This window comes from Acinetobacter sp. 251-1, from assembly GCF_030329305.1.
GTDB classification, from domain to species: Bacteria; Pseudomonadota; Gammaproteobacteria; order Pseudomonadales; family Moraxellaceae; genus Acinetobacter; species Acinetobacter piscicola_A.
In genome coordinates, this window is sequence record NZ_JACANS010000005.1 from 85,784 (window position 1) to 100,663 (window position 14,880).

18 protein-coding genes are annotated in these 14,880 nt (G+C 38.5%); 13 read left to right on the forward strand and 5 right to left on the reverse strand.

Features of this window, described 5'->3' with window-relative positions; translation table 11 throughout:
- Nucleotides 1-51: 51 nt before the first annotated feature.
- Nucleotides 52-903: a peptidoglycan DD-metalloendopeptidase family protein gene (locus HX129_RS05135; RefSeq protein WP_174492284.1), complete on the reverse strand. Its 852-nt coding sequence runs from the start codon at nt 901-903 to the stop codon at nt 52-54.
- Between the two features lie 119 nt (nt 904-1,022).
- Complete coding sequence (gene surE / locus HX129_RS05140; protein WP_130074740.1) at nt 1,023-1,790, reverse strand: 5'/3'-nucleotidase SurE; 768 nt, start codon at nt 1,788-1,790, stop codon at nt 1,023-1,025.
- Between the two features lie 286 nt (nt 1,791-2,076).
- Here surE and HX129_RS05145 point away from each other — a divergent pair, with 286 nt between their 5' ends.
- The 5 genes from HX129_RS05145 (at nt 2,077) to pal (ending at nt 6,496) form a co-directional block, all read left to right on the forward strand.
- Complete coding sequence (locus tag HX129_RS05145; protein WP_130074739.1) at nt 2,077-2,478, forward strand: MCR_0457 family protein; 402 nt, start codon at nt 2,077-2,079, stop codon at nt 2,476-2,478.
- 135 nt (nt 2,479-2,613) lie between these two features.
- A complete protein-coding gene (gene dacC, locus HX129_RS05150) occupies nt 2,614-3,762 on the forward strand; it encodes a D-alanyl-D-alanine carboxypeptidase PBP5/6 (protein ID WP_130074738.1) in 1,149 nt (382 codons plus the stop codon).
- Nucleotides 3,763-3,858: 96 nt separating this feature from the next.
- On the forward strand, nt 3,859-4,413 hold the full coding sequence (locus tag HX129_RS05155) for a gamma carbonic anhydrase family protein (RefSeq protein ID WP_286433960.1): 555 nt from the start codon (nt 3,859-3,861) through the stop codon (nt 4,411-4,413).
- 137 nt (nt 4,414-4,550) lie between these two features.
- Nucleotides 4,551-5,837, forward strand: a complete 1,287-nt coding sequence (tolB, locus tag HX129_RS05160; protein WP_286433961.1) for a Tol-Pal system beta propeller repeat protein TolB — start codon at nt 4,551-4,553, stop codon at nt 5,835-5,837.
- A 98-nt stretch (nt 5,838-5,935) separates the two neighbouring features.
- Nucleotides 5,936-6,496 (forward strand): peptidoglycan-associated lipoprotein Pal, encoded by a 561-nt coding sequence (pal, locus tag HX129_RS05165; RefSeq protein ID WP_174492280.1) that lies wholly within the window; start codon nt 5,936-5,938, stop codon nt 6,494-6,496.
- A 65-nt stretch (nt 6,497-6,561) separates the two neighbouring features.
- Here the strand turns inward: pal and HX129_RS05170 are convergent, their stop codons facing one another.
- On the reverse strand, nt 6,562-6,747 hold the full coding sequence (locus HX129_RS05170; RefSeq protein ID WP_130074734.1) for an NF038105 family protein: 186 nt from the start codon (nt 6,745-6,747) through the stop codon (nt 6,562-6,564).
- Nucleotides 6,748-6,927: 180 nt separating this feature from the next.
- On the opposite strand from HX129_RS05170, the gene HX129_RS05175 reads away from it, so the two are divergent.
- The 5 genes from HX129_RS05175 to HX129_RS05195 all read left to right on the forward strand — a co-directional run bounded on the left by HX129_RS05175 (nt 6,928) and on the right by HX129_RS05195 (nt 10,266).
- Complete coding sequence (locus tag HX129_RS05175; RefSeq protein WP_130074733.1) at nt 6,928-7,902, forward strand: class 1 fructose-bisphosphatase; 975 nt, start codon at nt 6,928-6,930, stop codon at nt 7,900-7,902.
- A 101-nt stretch (nt 7,903-8,003) separates the two neighbouring features.
- On the forward strand, nt 8,004-8,780 hold the full coding sequence (locus HX129_RS05180) for a TrmH family RNA methyltransferase (RefSeq protein ID WP_130074732.1): 777 nt from the start codon (nt 8,004-8,006) through the stop codon (nt 8,778-8,780).
- 158 nt (nt 8,781-8,938) lie between these two features.
- A complete protein-coding gene (locus tag HX129_RS05185) occupies nt 8,939-9,553 on the forward strand; it encodes an RNA polymerase sigma factor (protein ID WP_165353096.1) in 615 nt (204 codons plus the stop codon).
- Nucleotides 9,546-9,872 carry a hypothetical protein gene (locus HX129_RS05190; RefSeq protein WP_130074730.1) on the forward strand — a complete coding sequence of 109 codons (327 nt, stop codon included), beginning with the start codon at nt 9,546-9,548 and terminating at the stop codon, nt 9,870-9,872. Before HX129_RS05185 ends, HX129_RS05190 begins: the two co-directional genes overlap by 8 nt.
- On the forward strand, nt 9,862-10,266 hold the full coding sequence (locus HX129_RS05195) for a DUF3106 domain-containing protein (RefSeq protein ID WP_174492278.1): 405 nt from the start codon (nt 9,862-9,864) through the stop codon (nt 10,264-10,266). Before HX129_RS05190 ends, HX129_RS05195 begins: the two co-directional genes overlap by 11 nt.
- A gap of 174 nt (nt 10,267-10,440) precedes the next feature.
- On the opposite strand, the gene cysN is transcribed toward HX129_RS05195, so the two are convergent.
- The gene (gene cysN, locus HX129_RS05200; RefSeq protein WP_286433963.1) at nt 10,441-12,054 is read right to left on the reverse strand and encodes a sulfate adenylyltransferase subunit CysN; all 1,614 of its coding nucleotides are present in this window, start codon (nt 12,052-12,054) and stop codon (nt 10,441-10,443) included.
- A 133-nt stretch (nt 12,055-12,187) separates the two neighbouring features.
- Nucleotides 12,188-13,096: a sulfate adenylyltransferase subunit CysD gene (gene cysD, locus HX129_RS05205; RefSeq protein WP_171457503.1), complete on the reverse strand. Its 909-nt coding sequence runs from the start codon at nt 13,094-13,096 to the stop codon at nt 12,188-12,190.
- A 146-nt stretch (nt 13,097-13,242) separates the two neighbouring features.
- Here cysD and HX129_RS05210 point away from each other — a divergent pair, with 146 nt between their 5' ends.
- From HX129_RS05210 to HX129_RS05220, 3 genes are all read left to right on the forward strand, one after another.
- Nucleotides 13,243-13,683 (forward strand): GNAT family N-acetyltransferase, encoded by a 441-nt coding sequence (locus HX129_RS05210; RefSeq protein ID WP_286433965.1) that lies wholly within the window; start codon nt 13,243-13,245, stop codon nt 13,681-13,683.
- A 160-nt stretch (nt 13,684-13,843) separates the two neighbouring features.
- The gene (locus HX129_RS05215; protein WP_286433966.1) at nt 13,844-14,311 is read left to right on the forward strand and encodes a tetratricopeptide repeat protein; all 468 of its coding nucleotides are present in this window, start codon (nt 13,844-13,846) and stop codon (nt 14,309-14,311) included.
- A gap of 24 nt (nt 14,312-14,335) precedes the next feature.
- Entirely contained in the window at nt 14,336-14,737 is a 402-nt protein-coding gene (locus HX129_RS05220) for a tetratricopeptide repeat protein (protein ID WP_286433968.1), read from the forward strand.
- Nucleotides 14,738-14,880 lie beyond the last annotated feature (143 nt).

The following is a 14,880-nucleotide window of genomic DNA, read 5'->3' on the forward strand; positions in this document are numbered from 1 at the left end:
AAAGCAACTCATTGTATTATACGAAGAAAATTTATATTTGCACCAAATAAATTAAAACAATGGTAAAATATTTGCTGGGTTAAGAGGTTTTCCATCAAGACGAACCTGAAACTCAAGCATCGTTCTTGTCGTACCAGATGAGCCCATTTCGGCAATTTTTTGTCCTGCTGTGACGTTATCGCCACTTTTCACAAGAATTTTACTGTTATGTGCATATGCTGTGATATAGCCATCCACATGTTTAACTAAGACTAAATTACCATATTCTTTAAGACCATCTGCGGCATACACCACTTGGCCATTGGCTGCGGCAAGTACAGGATCACCCACATTCCCCCCAAAACGGATACCTTTAATATTTTGTGCTAAATTATAATTAGCGATCACAGCACCATTTGAAGGTTTCACCCAACGTAAATTGCTAGAAGTAGATGGTGCAGTAACAGGCGCACTCGGCTGCGTCGGTACAACTGGCACAGGTGTAGGTGTCACAGGTTTAGGAACTGTATTTACTGTTTGATTGTTCGGTAAATTAATGGTTTGACGCTGAATTTCATTATTGTTGTTATTTAATGCTTGTGTCGTTGGACGAATATTCGAACCACTGCCCTTTTTCAAGCGAATGGATTGATTCACATAAATTCGATACGGAGGTGCAATATCATTCATTTCTGCCACACTGATATAACTTAATCCATAACGTGCTGCAATACCACTCAATGTATCACCTGCACGAACTGTATAATAGTCAGGAGCATTGGCATAACGGACAGAATTATTAATTTGTGGTTTTGAGGCACATCCTGTCATGACTAAAGTTGTAATCACAGCGGATGATAAAACGAGTGCATTTATCCAGCCTCGCGGTGATAGATAAAGTTGCTGTGATCCTAACGAAAGCATTGATTCCCTCTCCAGAAAATAGTTTGTAAAATATTTCGACTAAGATTAGCAAAAAAGCTTAGCTTTTGATGGTTTAAGCCAGCTTTTTCACAAACTTATAACATAAGCTTACGCAGGCTTTAAAATAACTGCTGCTGCAAATGATTTAAAATACCGTAATTGGTCGCATCCATTTGAATCGGTGTAATACTGACATAGCCATTGGCAACGGCAAAAAAATCAGACTGAACGTGCAAATCGCTCTTTTTCGGATCAGTCACTGCTTCACCTGATAAGCCAATCCAATACACTTGACGACCACGAGGGTCTACTTGACTCGTAATCGGTTTAGATTGAATACGACGTCCCTGATAAGTCACCTGTGCACCTTTGAGTTGTGCAACATCTGGAATATTAATATTTAAAATATGGCGTTCAGGTAAAATAGGCATCCCTCTAGCAATAAAATCATATACCCATTTTGCAGCAACTGCATAATCATCAGGGCTTTGATACGAGCGCACATTACTGCCTGCTAAAGACACAGCAATAGCCGCTTGTTTCATTAATCGCCCTTCAAATGCTGCACCCACAGTGCCTGAGTACAAAACATCGTCACCTAAATTCGCACCACTATTAATACCACTCACGACGAGGTCAAATTCAAAATCAAATAAACCATTCATTGCCAAATACACACAATCCGCAGGTGTACCATTTACCGCCCAAACATCTTCAGCAATAGCAACGGGACGCAATGGTCGATCTAAAGTTAAAGCACTCGAAAAACCACTGCGCTCACTTTCAGGTGCAACAATAACAACACGCCCTAACGGTTTCAGTGCTTGTGCTAAAGCTTGTATTCCAGGTGCAAATACACCATCATCATTGGCAATTAAGATATTCACAAAACGTCTCTTTAAAAATAAATTTGAACAATTACAAGCTATAGTAACAAAAATAGTGGCTCATCATTTCAGCTTGAAATAGCGATAGATTTTCATGGATTTAATATTGAACATAAAATAGGATCAAGTTTGAATACCGTGTGGTACGGATGTATTTCATATTTTCAATGTAGCCTTCTCTCATGATCCTTTTTATTTAAATCCAACATCTTCAATACATTTTCTCTATTTTATTTTCATAGAATAGGTTTATTCTAGTCAAATCATTAAGTTAACAAGGTTCATTATGCATACGCTTTTAAAAACTCTTGCTGTGGGGATTTTATCAACATCTTTTATGGCAATGCCAACTGCATTTGCTGCCAATAAAAATGCAGATGCACAAGATGAAAATATTGAAGTTACTCAACATAGCGTCACCAATGAAGAATTGGCTGCAATTTATGTACTTTCTGATATTTGCCCCAAATTAGTCAAAGATAATGATGCTTTTGAAGCAGGTTATGCACGTTTACTCAAAGACTTTTTACCAGAATCAGCCGACCCTGCAGCTGAAATAAAAAAATTAGCAAAAGAGAAATCATTTAAAAGTGTTTTAAAAGAAGCACAAAGTGATGCGAAAAAAGCAGGAAAAGAAGCCAATACAGGTGTTTGTGAAGATGTGCTCAACTATCAACCACAAAATTAATTGACCGATTCACCAATACACCAATTAGTTACAAATCCTGTCAAATAAGCCGACTTAACCCGTAGAAGTCGGCTTTGCTTTGTCCTAAAATGCTAGGCTCTTTTAGTGCTCGTACAAAGATTGGAACTACCTAGAATGACCCGAAAAAGCGCCCTCGCTGCATTGTTACTCCTTCCTTCATTTTCCTATGCAGCAACTGTTTTATCGAATCCGCCAGAATTAAATAATAAATCTTACGTTTTGATGGATTATGAAACAGGGCAAATCCTTGCATCTAAGAATGAAAATGAGAAACTCGCACCTGCTTCAATGACGAAAATGATGACGAGTTATATTATTGAACAAAAATTACTAAAAGGTGACCTCACCGAAGACGAAAAAGTTCGTATGAATGAGTCTGCTTGGTGTCGTGGCAGTAGCACAGAATCTTGTATGTATGTTCCTTTAAATGGCACAGCAACAGTACTAGAAATGTTGCGCGGGATTATCATTCAATCAGGAAATGATGCATCAAAAGCAATGGCTGAGCATATTTCAGGCAATGAAGGCACCTTCGCCCATGAAATGAATCAAGAAGCTAAACGTATCGGCATGACCAATACGAACTTTATCAATGCGACAGGTATGCCTGCTGAAGGCCATTACTCAACTGCAAAAGATATGGCAAACCTTGCTAAACATATTATTCATGACAGTTCTAAATATTATCCGATTTATTCAGAAAAAGAATTTACCTTTAATGGAATTAAACAAGGTAACCGTAATGCCCTTCTTTATACTGACCCAAGTGTCGATGGTTTAAAAACAGGTCATACGGACGAAGCGGGTTATTGCTTAACAACATCTGCGAAGCGTGGTCCAATGCGTTTAATCTCGGTAATTTTTGGTGCACCATCAATGAATGAACGTGCATCTCAAACACGTGAATTACTCTCTTGGGGTTACTCAAACTTTGAAACCGTCAATGTACAACCTGCAAACCAAGTGATGGCAAAAGCCAAAGTTTACTTTGGTAAAGAAAACGAAGTACAAGTAGGTTTACCTGAAGCATTTAATGTGACAATGCCTAAAGGTCAAGCAGATGCAATTAAAACGCAAATTACGGTACAACCGAACTTAAATGCACCACTGCAAAAAGGACAAGTCATTGGTAAATTGACTGCAACTTTAAATGGTAAAGTCATTACTGAAAAACCGTTGGTCGCAATCACTGCTGTTGAAGAAGCAGGTTTCTTCTCTCGTATGATTGACCACATTAAAATGTTCTTTAGCAACTTATTTTAAGTTCATCTAAAAGCATAATAAAAGCATTCATGTCTAAGATATGAGTGCTTTTCTTTTATAATAGAATTCAATTACGGTTAAAAATAACGAGGTCTTATGAAAAAGAATATTCGTGCGTACTTAGACCAACATCCTAAAATCGACTCTACCTGCTATATTGATGATCTAAGTATCATTATTGGTGAAGTTACACTCGCTAAAAATGTATCTGTTTGGCCTTTTGCCGTGATTCGTGGTGATGTGAATTCGATTAAAATCGGACAAAATAGCAATGTGCAAGATCATTGTATGTTACATGTCAGCCACAAAAAAGAGTCTAAGCCCGAAGGTTCTCCACTCATCATTGGTGAAGATGTTACGGTTGGACACCATGTAACTTTACATGGTTGTCGCATTGGTAATCGTGTTCTGATTGGCATTAATACTGTGGTTTTGGATGATGTGATTATTGAAGATGACGTGATGATTGGCGCTGGAAGTCTAGTTCCGCCTCGTAAAGTCCTTAAAAGTGGATACTTATATGTGGGGAGTCCTGTACAACAAGTGAGACCGCTCACCGATGCTGAAAAAGCATTCTTACCCTATTCAGCGCATCATTATGTCAAAGTTGCCAACAACTATTTAGAGAATGACCCATCGAAATCATCATAAAATCATAAGAATGTACATTTGCATTCAACATTTCACTGAACATTCATAATTACATGCTTTATATAGATTAAAATCATGTCTTTATGCTACAAAGCTATTTATAGTTAAAAAATCAATATTTGAGTACATGAATACCCATGAAGATCACGCCTAAACACTTACTCAGTTTGGCAGTCATATTGGCTTCTTTTAGCCCTGCCTTGATCACTCCTGTATATGCTCAATTGCATTTAGAAATTGCTAAAGCACCTGAAGAAGCGCCTAAAATTGCGATTCTCCCTTTTGGCAATGATCAAACGATTTATCCCATTGTTGAAAATGACTTAAATCGTTCAGGTCGTTTCAGCAGTTCATCAAAAAATTTACCTGCAACTGCGAGTTTAAACAATATTAATGCAGAAGCTTGGAAAGCCAGTGGTGTACCTTATGTTGTTGTCGGTGATACTAAAACCAATCCTGATGGTTCATTGGCTGTACATTACCAACTCTATGATGTCGAAAAACAAAGCTTTTTATTGAATGAGTTACTGACTGTTCCAGCATCTCGTGTACGTTCTGCAGCGCACATGATTTCTGATGCAATTTATCAAGCATTGACAGGAATTAAAGGGGATTTCAGTGGGCGCATTGCCTATGTATTACGTAATCCAGCGACACCTGATCAGCGTTATACTTTACAAATTGCGGATACCGATGGTGAACAGCCAAAAACGATTTTGACTTCTCGTGATCCAATTTTATCACCTGCATGGACACCTGATGCACAAAAAATTGCATATGTATCTTTTGAAACTAAACGCCCCGCAATTTATGTACAAGACCTCGCAACAGGTCAACGTGAAAAATACGCGAGCTTCCGTGGACTGAACGGCGCACCAAGTTTTTCACCCGATGGTAAATTCATGCTATTCACAGCGTCTATGCATGACAATCCTGAAATTTACCAAATGGACCTAGAAACACGTCAAGTTAAACGTATGACCCATGATAGTGCTATTGATACTGAAGCACGTTATGCACCTGATGGTAAATCATTTATCTTTACTTCAGACCGTGGTGGTTCAGCACAAATTTATCGTTATAACTTGGCAGATGGTACAACCAAACGTCTCACCTTCCGTGGCGCATTTAACGCACGAGGTTCTTTAAGTGCCGATGGTAAATACGTGGCATTGGTACATCGTCCTTCAGGCAGCAACTATAAAGTCGCGATCCAAGAGATTTCAACAGGCATTACCAATATTCTGACACCGACAAGCCTAGATGAATCCCCAAGCTTCTCACCGAATGGACAAATGGTGGTGTATGCAACACGTGAAGGCAACCGAGGACTGTTATCGATTATGTCTACCGATGGTCGTTTCCGTATGAATTTACCAAGTGAACAAGGTGAAGTTCGTGAACCCGCTTGGGCTCCGAAATAGCTTAACAAAATATCACTTTTTAATATTGTGATAATTTTTTACTTTCAATGCTTTAATCAAAAATATGCTGTAACTTAAAAAACTTTATGGAGTTAATAATGAATACGATGAAATACTTAGCACTACCTTTACTTACCGCAACTTTGGTAATGACAGGTTGTGCAAACCGCAAACCAACCACTGATGCCAATGCAACAACAAACCCAAGTACCGTAAATACAACAGGTTTGAGTGAAGATGCAGCATTAAATGCGCAAAACCTTGCAGGTGCTTCATCAAAAGGTGTGACTGAAGCCAATAAAGCATTTTTAGCAAAACGTGTTGTACATTTTGACTATGACAGTAGCGATCTTTCAAACGAAGATTATCAAACCTTACAAGCACATGCACAATTTTTAGTGGCAAATGCGAACTCTAAAATTGCCTTAACAGGTCATACAGATGAACGTGGTACACGTGAATACAATATGGCTTTGGGTGAGCGTCGTGCTAAAGCTGTACAAAGCTACCTAATCACCAACGGTGTTAACCCAGGTCAATTAGAAGCGGTAAGCTATGGTAAAGAAATGCCTATCAATGCTGGACATGATGAAGCAGCTTGGAAAGAAAACCGCCGTGTAGAACTTAACTATGAAGCAGTTCCGCCCTTATTAAAATAATGATCATTGAATAAAAATAGATCAGAATAAAAAGCGCTCATTTTAAATGGGCGCTTTTTTATAACTTAAGACTCTGTTTCCGTTTGCTTGGGACTTTGCATGGATTCAATAAGGTCATGCTTATTGAATTTTTTATACTCAGGTTTTGCTTCGTAATCTTTCCATGCATCTTTTACATTTTCGGCACTAATTTCATTTAAATCAATACCATCATTTGGTGTTGGAGTCGCTTCAAACTTTTGCGTGGTCATAACAGTGCTCCTTTAATATTATCCTTTTGTACCTTCAACATAGCACTTTATAAAATACTTTCAAGGGCAAAATCACGACAAATAACACAGGATGATTTTTATTTTGTGTCAAACTCATCTAAAATAGCCCGATTGTTTAATTTGTTAGAACATTATCGCTTTTATTGGAGCAGCTTTGCTATGTCAAATCGCACTTTATCCCAGTATTTACAACTACAACAAGGGAACTTAACACCTGAACTTGCAGATGTGATTGAAACCATTGCCAACACATGTAAATCTATTGACCAACTCCTACAAAAAGGTGCATTGGCTGGTGTTTTAGGAAGTGCGCAACATGAAAATGTTCAAGGCGAAGAACAGAAAAAACTTGATGTTATCTCAAATGATTATTTGATTGATGCATTAAAAGTGAATAAAAATGTCGGTGGCTTAGCCTCTGAAGAATTAGATGAATTCACTGCTGCACAAGAAAATGGTAAATACCTCGTATTATTTGACCCACTTGATGGTTCAAGTAATATCGACATTAACATGTGTGTTGGTACCATTTTCTCTATTTTAAATGCCAAAAATGCCGTGACTCAAGCGGATGACTTTATGCAAGCAGGTAAAGATCAAGCAGCTGCAGGTTATGTACTTTATGGTCCATCTACAATGATGGCGTTAACTGTCGGTGCAGGCACTGTATTCTTTACGTTTGACCCTGAATCAAAAGAATTTTTACTTACCTCTGAAAACATTCAAGTCGCTGCTGACACGAAAGAATATGCAATTAATGCATCAAATGCACGTCATTGGGAAGCACCTGTAAAACGTTATATTGATGAATTACAAGCAGGTAAGACATCTGTCCGTGAAAAAGACTTTAACATGCGCTGGGTGGCGTGTATGGTGGGTGACATTCACCGTATCCTTTGCCGTAGTGGTATTTTCTTATATCCATACGATACCAAAGATCCAAAAAAAGCAGGTCGTTTACGCTTGATGTACGAAGCAAACCCAATGAGCATGCTGATGGAACAAGCAGGTGGTGCTTCTACTACAGGTCGAGTACGTATTTTAGATATTCAACCCACTGAATTACATCAACGTGTACCTGTGGTGATCGGTTCTAAAAATGAAGTTGAGCTCGTTACAAGCTATCACAACTAAATTGTAATCTTTTTTATTTTACTCTCTATTACAGGGAGTAAGTCCATTCAGGGGTTGTTGCGATTGCACAACCCCGATTTACATCTCTTGGATGCACTCCCATGCCCACTATTTTTCTAGAATCTCGCGACAATCCGAAAATCAAACATTTACGTGGTTTGATTGAACAAAATGCTTATCGAAAAAAACAAGGTCAAACCGTACTCGAAGGCACTCATCTTTGCCTATCGTGGTTAGAAAAAAAGCGCCAAATCAAATCAATTTTTACCACTGAACATGCCCTTGAACATGCCGATTTTGAAAAAATTGCAGAATATTATCAAGGTGTTATTTTTGTACTCAGTGAAACCTTATACAAAGACTTGAGTACATTAGGGACAACTTTAGCCTGCTTAGCAATTGTCGACTTACCGACATCAACTCAAGCGTTAAATTTTAAAGAAGACACACTGATTTTGGAAAATGTACAAGATCCGGGCAATGTCGGTACACTGCTCCGCTCCGCAGCTGCGGCAGGTATTGAACAAATTGTCTGCACCAAAGGTTCTGCCTCTTTATGGTCACCACGCGTACTACGTGCAGGCATGGGCGCTCATTTTTCTCTACAAACTTATGAAAATATTGTTTTAGAAGACATTCTTAAACAGTTTAAAATTCCTGTCTATGTCACCAGTTCCCACGAGTCTGAAAGTTTATACAGCAAAAACTTACGCCCACAGTGCGTTTGGATCTTAGGCAATGAAGGTCAAGGAGTATCTGAATTTGCACTTCAACAAGCTGAAGCTGTGACTATTCCTCAACCTGGTGGACAAGAATCGCTCAACGTTGCTGTTGCAGGTTCAATCTGCTTCTTTGAAATGGTACGTCAACGCCTTTAATTCGTTAAATTATTTTATTGTTTGAACTGTAACTTTAAAAATCCTTTAAACTGATAAAAATAATTGTATTGTTTGTCAACCCACCCGAGTTTTTAAACGTTATATGTGTAGGTTTATAAAATTATGGTGGGTGCCCAATGACGGGATTTTCCATCTCTATGGATTTAGCACCAAAGAAGTCACAGTCTGAAACAACTGCTGCTCTAAAGAGTACGGCTGAGCAACGTCTGAAGTTTTTTATGCAAGACGTGACAGGTCGTGCCTTGGTGATGATGGAAAGTGCAACTCAGGGTCATAATGGTATTGCCATGGACTTAGTACAAGAAGCCTTTATTTCTTTACACAAATCCTATGCTGAAAAGTCAACCGATGAATGGTATCCCCTATTTTATACAATCTTAAACAATAAGTTACAGGATTGGCGCCGTAAAGAAGCTCGTCGTGCCTCACCTTTTTCATTGTTTCGAAAAGTCGATATAAACAGCGACGATGAAGAAGTAATGGACATTGTAGATGAGTCCACGCCTAATCCTTTACAGTTTTTAAATCAAGATTTGACCGTTGAAGAAATTCAGGAAGCGATCAGTCGCTTGCCTGTGCGTCAACAACAAGCATTTATGTTGCGTGCATGGGAAGGTTTTGATACCCAAACTACAGCAGAAATTATGAACTGTACAGAAGGTAGCGTTAAAACCCATTACCATAGGGCAATTCAAGGATTGAGAACTATGTTATCGCATTTAAATCCTTATGGAGGATCATCGGATGAATAATGATGATTTCACGAAACAAGTTACATCTAAACTTGATGGTCTTGCTCGTAATCATCGCAACAAAGCGGTGGTGATGAATAATGTACTTGAGCATATCCATGACAAGCCCTCTTCTCGTTTTGCTCATTGGAAAATGACAGGCTTTGCTTTGGCAGCAGCATTAACAGGCATTGTCATTTTACCGAATGCTTTTCATTCTGAACAAACAACGCCTGCTACACAGCATGTTGTTGTTACCCCTAAACTTTCACCACAAATGATGGAGGATTTAGAGATGTTGTCTGTATTTGGTGAGGATAGTCATTCCCATGGCAGCTAAAAAATTCGTTTTGGCTTTTTGTGCGATTGGTTTTTTGCAAACAAGCTTTGCAGGCTTTGAGCGTCTTTGGATTTTTTCTAAAGATGCAGATACACCAGTAAACGATACTTGGGATACCTTATCTGACGATGAACAACGTGCTTTAATTAAGCGTTATCAAAATCTAAAAGAAATTCCTGAGTCGCAAAGTGTGGCTTTGCAGCAGCGAATGGATTGGTTTACACAACTCCCCGAAGAAGAAAAGCAAAAAATGCGTGAAGTTTGGCAACAAATGAGTAGCTCTGAACGCAATGAAATGCGCAACAAAATGCAAAAAGCAACAACAGCTGTACAGCGAAATGAGTTACGTGAAGAATATATTCAAAAATATCTTTCTTCGGTCAGTTCACATTGACCATGTGCCTCGAAAGAGGCTTTTTTATTGCTACTTTAAATCATACCCCATCAATATTTCATGAGATCCATTTTTTATAACTTCACTGCTAGTTTGATTATTGTATATTCTTCTCATCATAGTGCATTTAAAAAAACCCGCTTTCGCGGGTTTTATTTATATCAATCCAATCTTTTACAGACGAACTGTTTCTACAATTTTCTCAGCCAATTCTTCAACTGTTTCTTGAGCAAAAGTCACATCTGAACCTTGCTCAACATCAGTGATCACAACCACACCTGTTTGACGAAGTAATGCAACTTGCTCAGCAGACAACCCAGCCTTGGCAATAGTAACCACACCTTGTTGAATCAATAAACTTTCCAATGCTTGTGCATTTTCAAGGACTTTCGCAGAAACAGTGATGACAGCAGGTTTTTGACCTAAACGTGCAGCACGCGCTTCAGCAGTCACAGGTTCATTGTGCGCAGTCCATTCCACTGCTGCCTCAACCATACCCGCACCCACCGTCACGTTACTTAAACGGTCAATGAAGATGAACGAACCTGTATAACGGCTGTCCTGATAACGGTCAAACAATACGGGTGCATCAAACTCGATTTCAACATCTGCAATCGCATTTAAATCCAGTTGATCGACCTGAGTTTTTTCCAAAGTATTCACATTGGTACGGTAGTTAATTTTCTCAACTTTAGCAGGAACAGTTTGCGTACCAATTTTGATGTTATATAACTTACCCACCACCAAAGGCTGGTCTGCCATCCACACTACGGTCGCACGTACAGAACGTGACAAAGATGGTTGCTCACCCGCTTTCACCAAGACATTACCACGGGAAACATCAATTTCATCCTTCAGCGTCAACGTTACCGCTTGACCTGCAATCGCATGATCTAAATTACCATCAAAAGTCACGATCTCTTTAACAGTTGATTTCTTACCCGATGGTAAAGCCACGATTTCATCGCCAACTTTCACTTCACCCAAAGCAATCGTACCGCAGAAACCACGGAAGTCAAGATTTGGACGGTTGACATACTGCACCGGGAAACGGAATTCGTGCGCACTAGTATCACGTGTAATTTCAACAGTTTCCAACGTTTCCATCAAGGTTTTACCTTGATACCACGGCGTATTTGGTGATTTGTTGACAACGTTATCACCATTCAACGCAGAAATTGGCGAGAATATGATATTTGCAGGTTTACGGTCACCCAATTGGTTCACGAATGCATTGTATTCTGCTTGAATTTCATTGAAGCGCGCTTCAGAGAATTCAACCAAGTCCATTTTATTGATCGCAACCACGATATTACGAATCCCTAAAAGGCTCGCAATAAAAGTATGACGACGTGTTTGAGTTTGTACACCATAACGTGCATCGATCAAGATAATCGCAAGATCCGCAGTAGACGCACCAGTCGCCATGTTACGAGTATATTGCTCATGCCCTGGGGTGTCTGCAATGATGAACTTACGTTTTTCAGTTGAGAAATAACGGTAAGCCACATCAATAGTAATCCCTTGCTCACGTTCAGCTTGTAGACCATCGACAAGTAACGCTAAGTCAGGTGCATCACCCGTTGTACCGACTTTTTTAGAGTCACGCGTCACGGCTTGTAATTGATCTTCATAAATCAATTTTGAATCGTAAAGTAAACGGCCAATTAAAGTCGATTTACCATCATCGACATTACCGCAAGTTAAAAAACGCAAAAGGTCTTTATTTTCATGCTGTTTTAAATATGCCAAGATATCTTGGCTAATCAATTCTGATTGATGAGACATTGCTCAAAGCTCCACAATATTCTTTAGAAATCGGTTTCTTTTAATCCCCCTGTTTCCCCCTCTTATAAAGGAAGGACAATCTCTTCTCTTTTTTAAAGATGAGCAGCACTGCTGCGCAAGGGGAGAGATTAATTTAGAAATAACCTTCCTGCTTTTTCTTTTCCATCGAGCCAGCTTCATCATGGTCAATCATACGACCTTGACGCTCTGAACTTGTAGCCAAAAGCATTTCTTGGATAATTTCAGGTAAGGTATTTGCAGTTGACTCAACAGCACCTGTTAATGGATAACAACCTAAAGTACGGAAACGTACCGATTTCATTTGTGGAACTTCGCCTTCTTTTAAGCGCATACGTTCATCATCCACCATAATGAGCGTACCACTACGTTCAACCACGGGACGCTCAGCAGCCAAATACAATGGCACCAAAGGAATATTCTCTTGGTAGATATATTGCCAAATGTCTAACTCAGTCCAGTTTGACAATGGAAATACGCGAATACTTTCACCTTTGTTCACTTTACCATTGTAAAGATTCCAAAGTTCAGGACGTTGGTTTTTTGGATCCCAACGATGTTTTGAGTCACGGAATGAATATACACGCTCTTTAGCACGAGACTTTTCTTCGTCACGGCGTGCACCACCGAAAGCAGCATCAAACTGATATTTATCTAGAGCTTGTTTTAGGCCCTGAGTTTTCATAATGTCTGTATATTTCGAGCTACCGTAATCAAATGGATTTACACCTGCATCTTTACCTTCTTTATTTTGATGCACGATCAGATCGAAACCATGTTCTTTCGCCATGTTGTCGCGGAACTTAATCATGTCTTTAAACTTCCAACCTGTATCGACATGCAACAGTGGAAATGGAAGTTTTGCAGGATAGAATGCTTTTAAAGCAAGATGCAGCATAACCGCTGAGTCTTTCCCGATTGAGTAAAGCATCACTGGGTTCTCAAACTCAGCAGCAACTTCACGGATAATATGAATACTCTCAGCCTCAAGCTGTTTGAGATGAGTAAGTCTTTCCTCAGATATAGACATTGACAGCACCAGCTCACAAAAAGGTGTACTTATTACACATATTAAAATTTATATTCATTATAGTGATTTGCAGATGATTTGATTTGCTTGTTTTTTTATATACATATATAAAATCATCATAAACAAAAAAGGTTTTTAGCATGATCAGCATTCAGCCCTTACAGCATCTTCACTTTAATCAATGGCTCGCCCTGTGGCAGAGTTACCTCAAATTTTATAAAACAGAAATGTCAAGAATACAAAGCATAACTTCTTGGAACAAAATCACAAATCCTGCACAACAAGATCTGTTTGGTTTTGGTATTTTTAAAGAGGATCAACTTGTGGGTTTTGTACACTTAGTCTCGCATCCAAGCACATGGACATCATTGCCTTATTGCTACCTACAAGACCTTTATGTCGATGAAAACTATCGTCAGCAAGGTTTAGCACGTCAGCTCATTGAATATGTCTACACCTATTGCAAAGAAGATTTTGACCGTGTGTATTGGCTCACCCATGAAACCAATCAAACTGCACAGTATTTATATGATCGTATTGCCAGTAAAACAGGCTTTATACAATACAAAAAAAGCTTATAAATACAAGATTTGAATGCTTAAATACACATATTTTCAAGCTTTGTTATGCGATGTAAGAATCGCTATTGTTGGATTTGCACATTTAAATTGATTCACAAGCACTTAGGCAGCAAAACCCACTTTATTCCATATTAAAAAATTTAAAATAAAAGGAGCAGTCATGCCTCAGCATCATCCTCATACACGTTTGTTAGTTTTGCTGTTTAGCTTGATTTTGCCCTTATTAAGTCATGCTGGAAATAATGGAGAACTGCAATTTAAAGACATATGCCAAGCATATGATGATCAAAATAAAATGCACGAATTTAACCAATGTATCGAAGATTTTTTAGCACAAACACCTGAGCTAGTCGTAAATGACAATGATCAAATTTTTGAAAAAGCAGAACAATTCAGACTTGGACTCGAAGGTATAACTAATCATCGACTGGCGTTTAAATACTATCAGCAAGCGGCTGAAAATGGTCATACTCAGGCACAAACAGAACTCGCAACGATCTATGCTGAAGGTGAAATAGTTAAAAGGGATTTAAATCAAAGCTTCAAATGGCTTTCAAAAGCCGCTGAACAAAACGATGCTTTAGCACAATTTTTGTTAGGCAAGCTCTATCTGAATGATCATTTTTAACAAAAAGATCCTCAAAAAGCTATCTTGTGGATCACAAAATCTGCTCACAATGACAATCGAGTAGCATCTTATGATTTAGGAGTCATTTATCATGAGGGTAAAATTATTCAAAAAGACCTTGATCGAGCCATCTATTGGTACAAATATTCAGCCAATTTAGGTTACTCTCCCGCTCAACTCCATCTCGTCAATCTTTATCAGCTCGGTTATGGTACACCTACACCTGAAAATAAAGCTTTAGCGCAAGACATGTACCAAGAAAAAATAGACTCCAAATCTGTTCAAGCCTTTATGTTTATGGCAGAAAGCTATCACTATGGTCGAAATGACTTCCCTTTAGATCTGCAACTCGCTCGACAATGGTATCAAAATGCCGCAAATCTTGGACTCCGTGAGGCAAAAGAGAGATTAAAAAATTTAAAATAAATTTATTTTTACTTATGAAAATCATAACTTTATGATAAAAATTACACCTAATCTACACCAACAAATAGTGTTGATTTAGACTTAAAAAATTAATTTCTATTAAAATCAAATCTTAATACAGTTGCAAATTTTGTGTACCATAT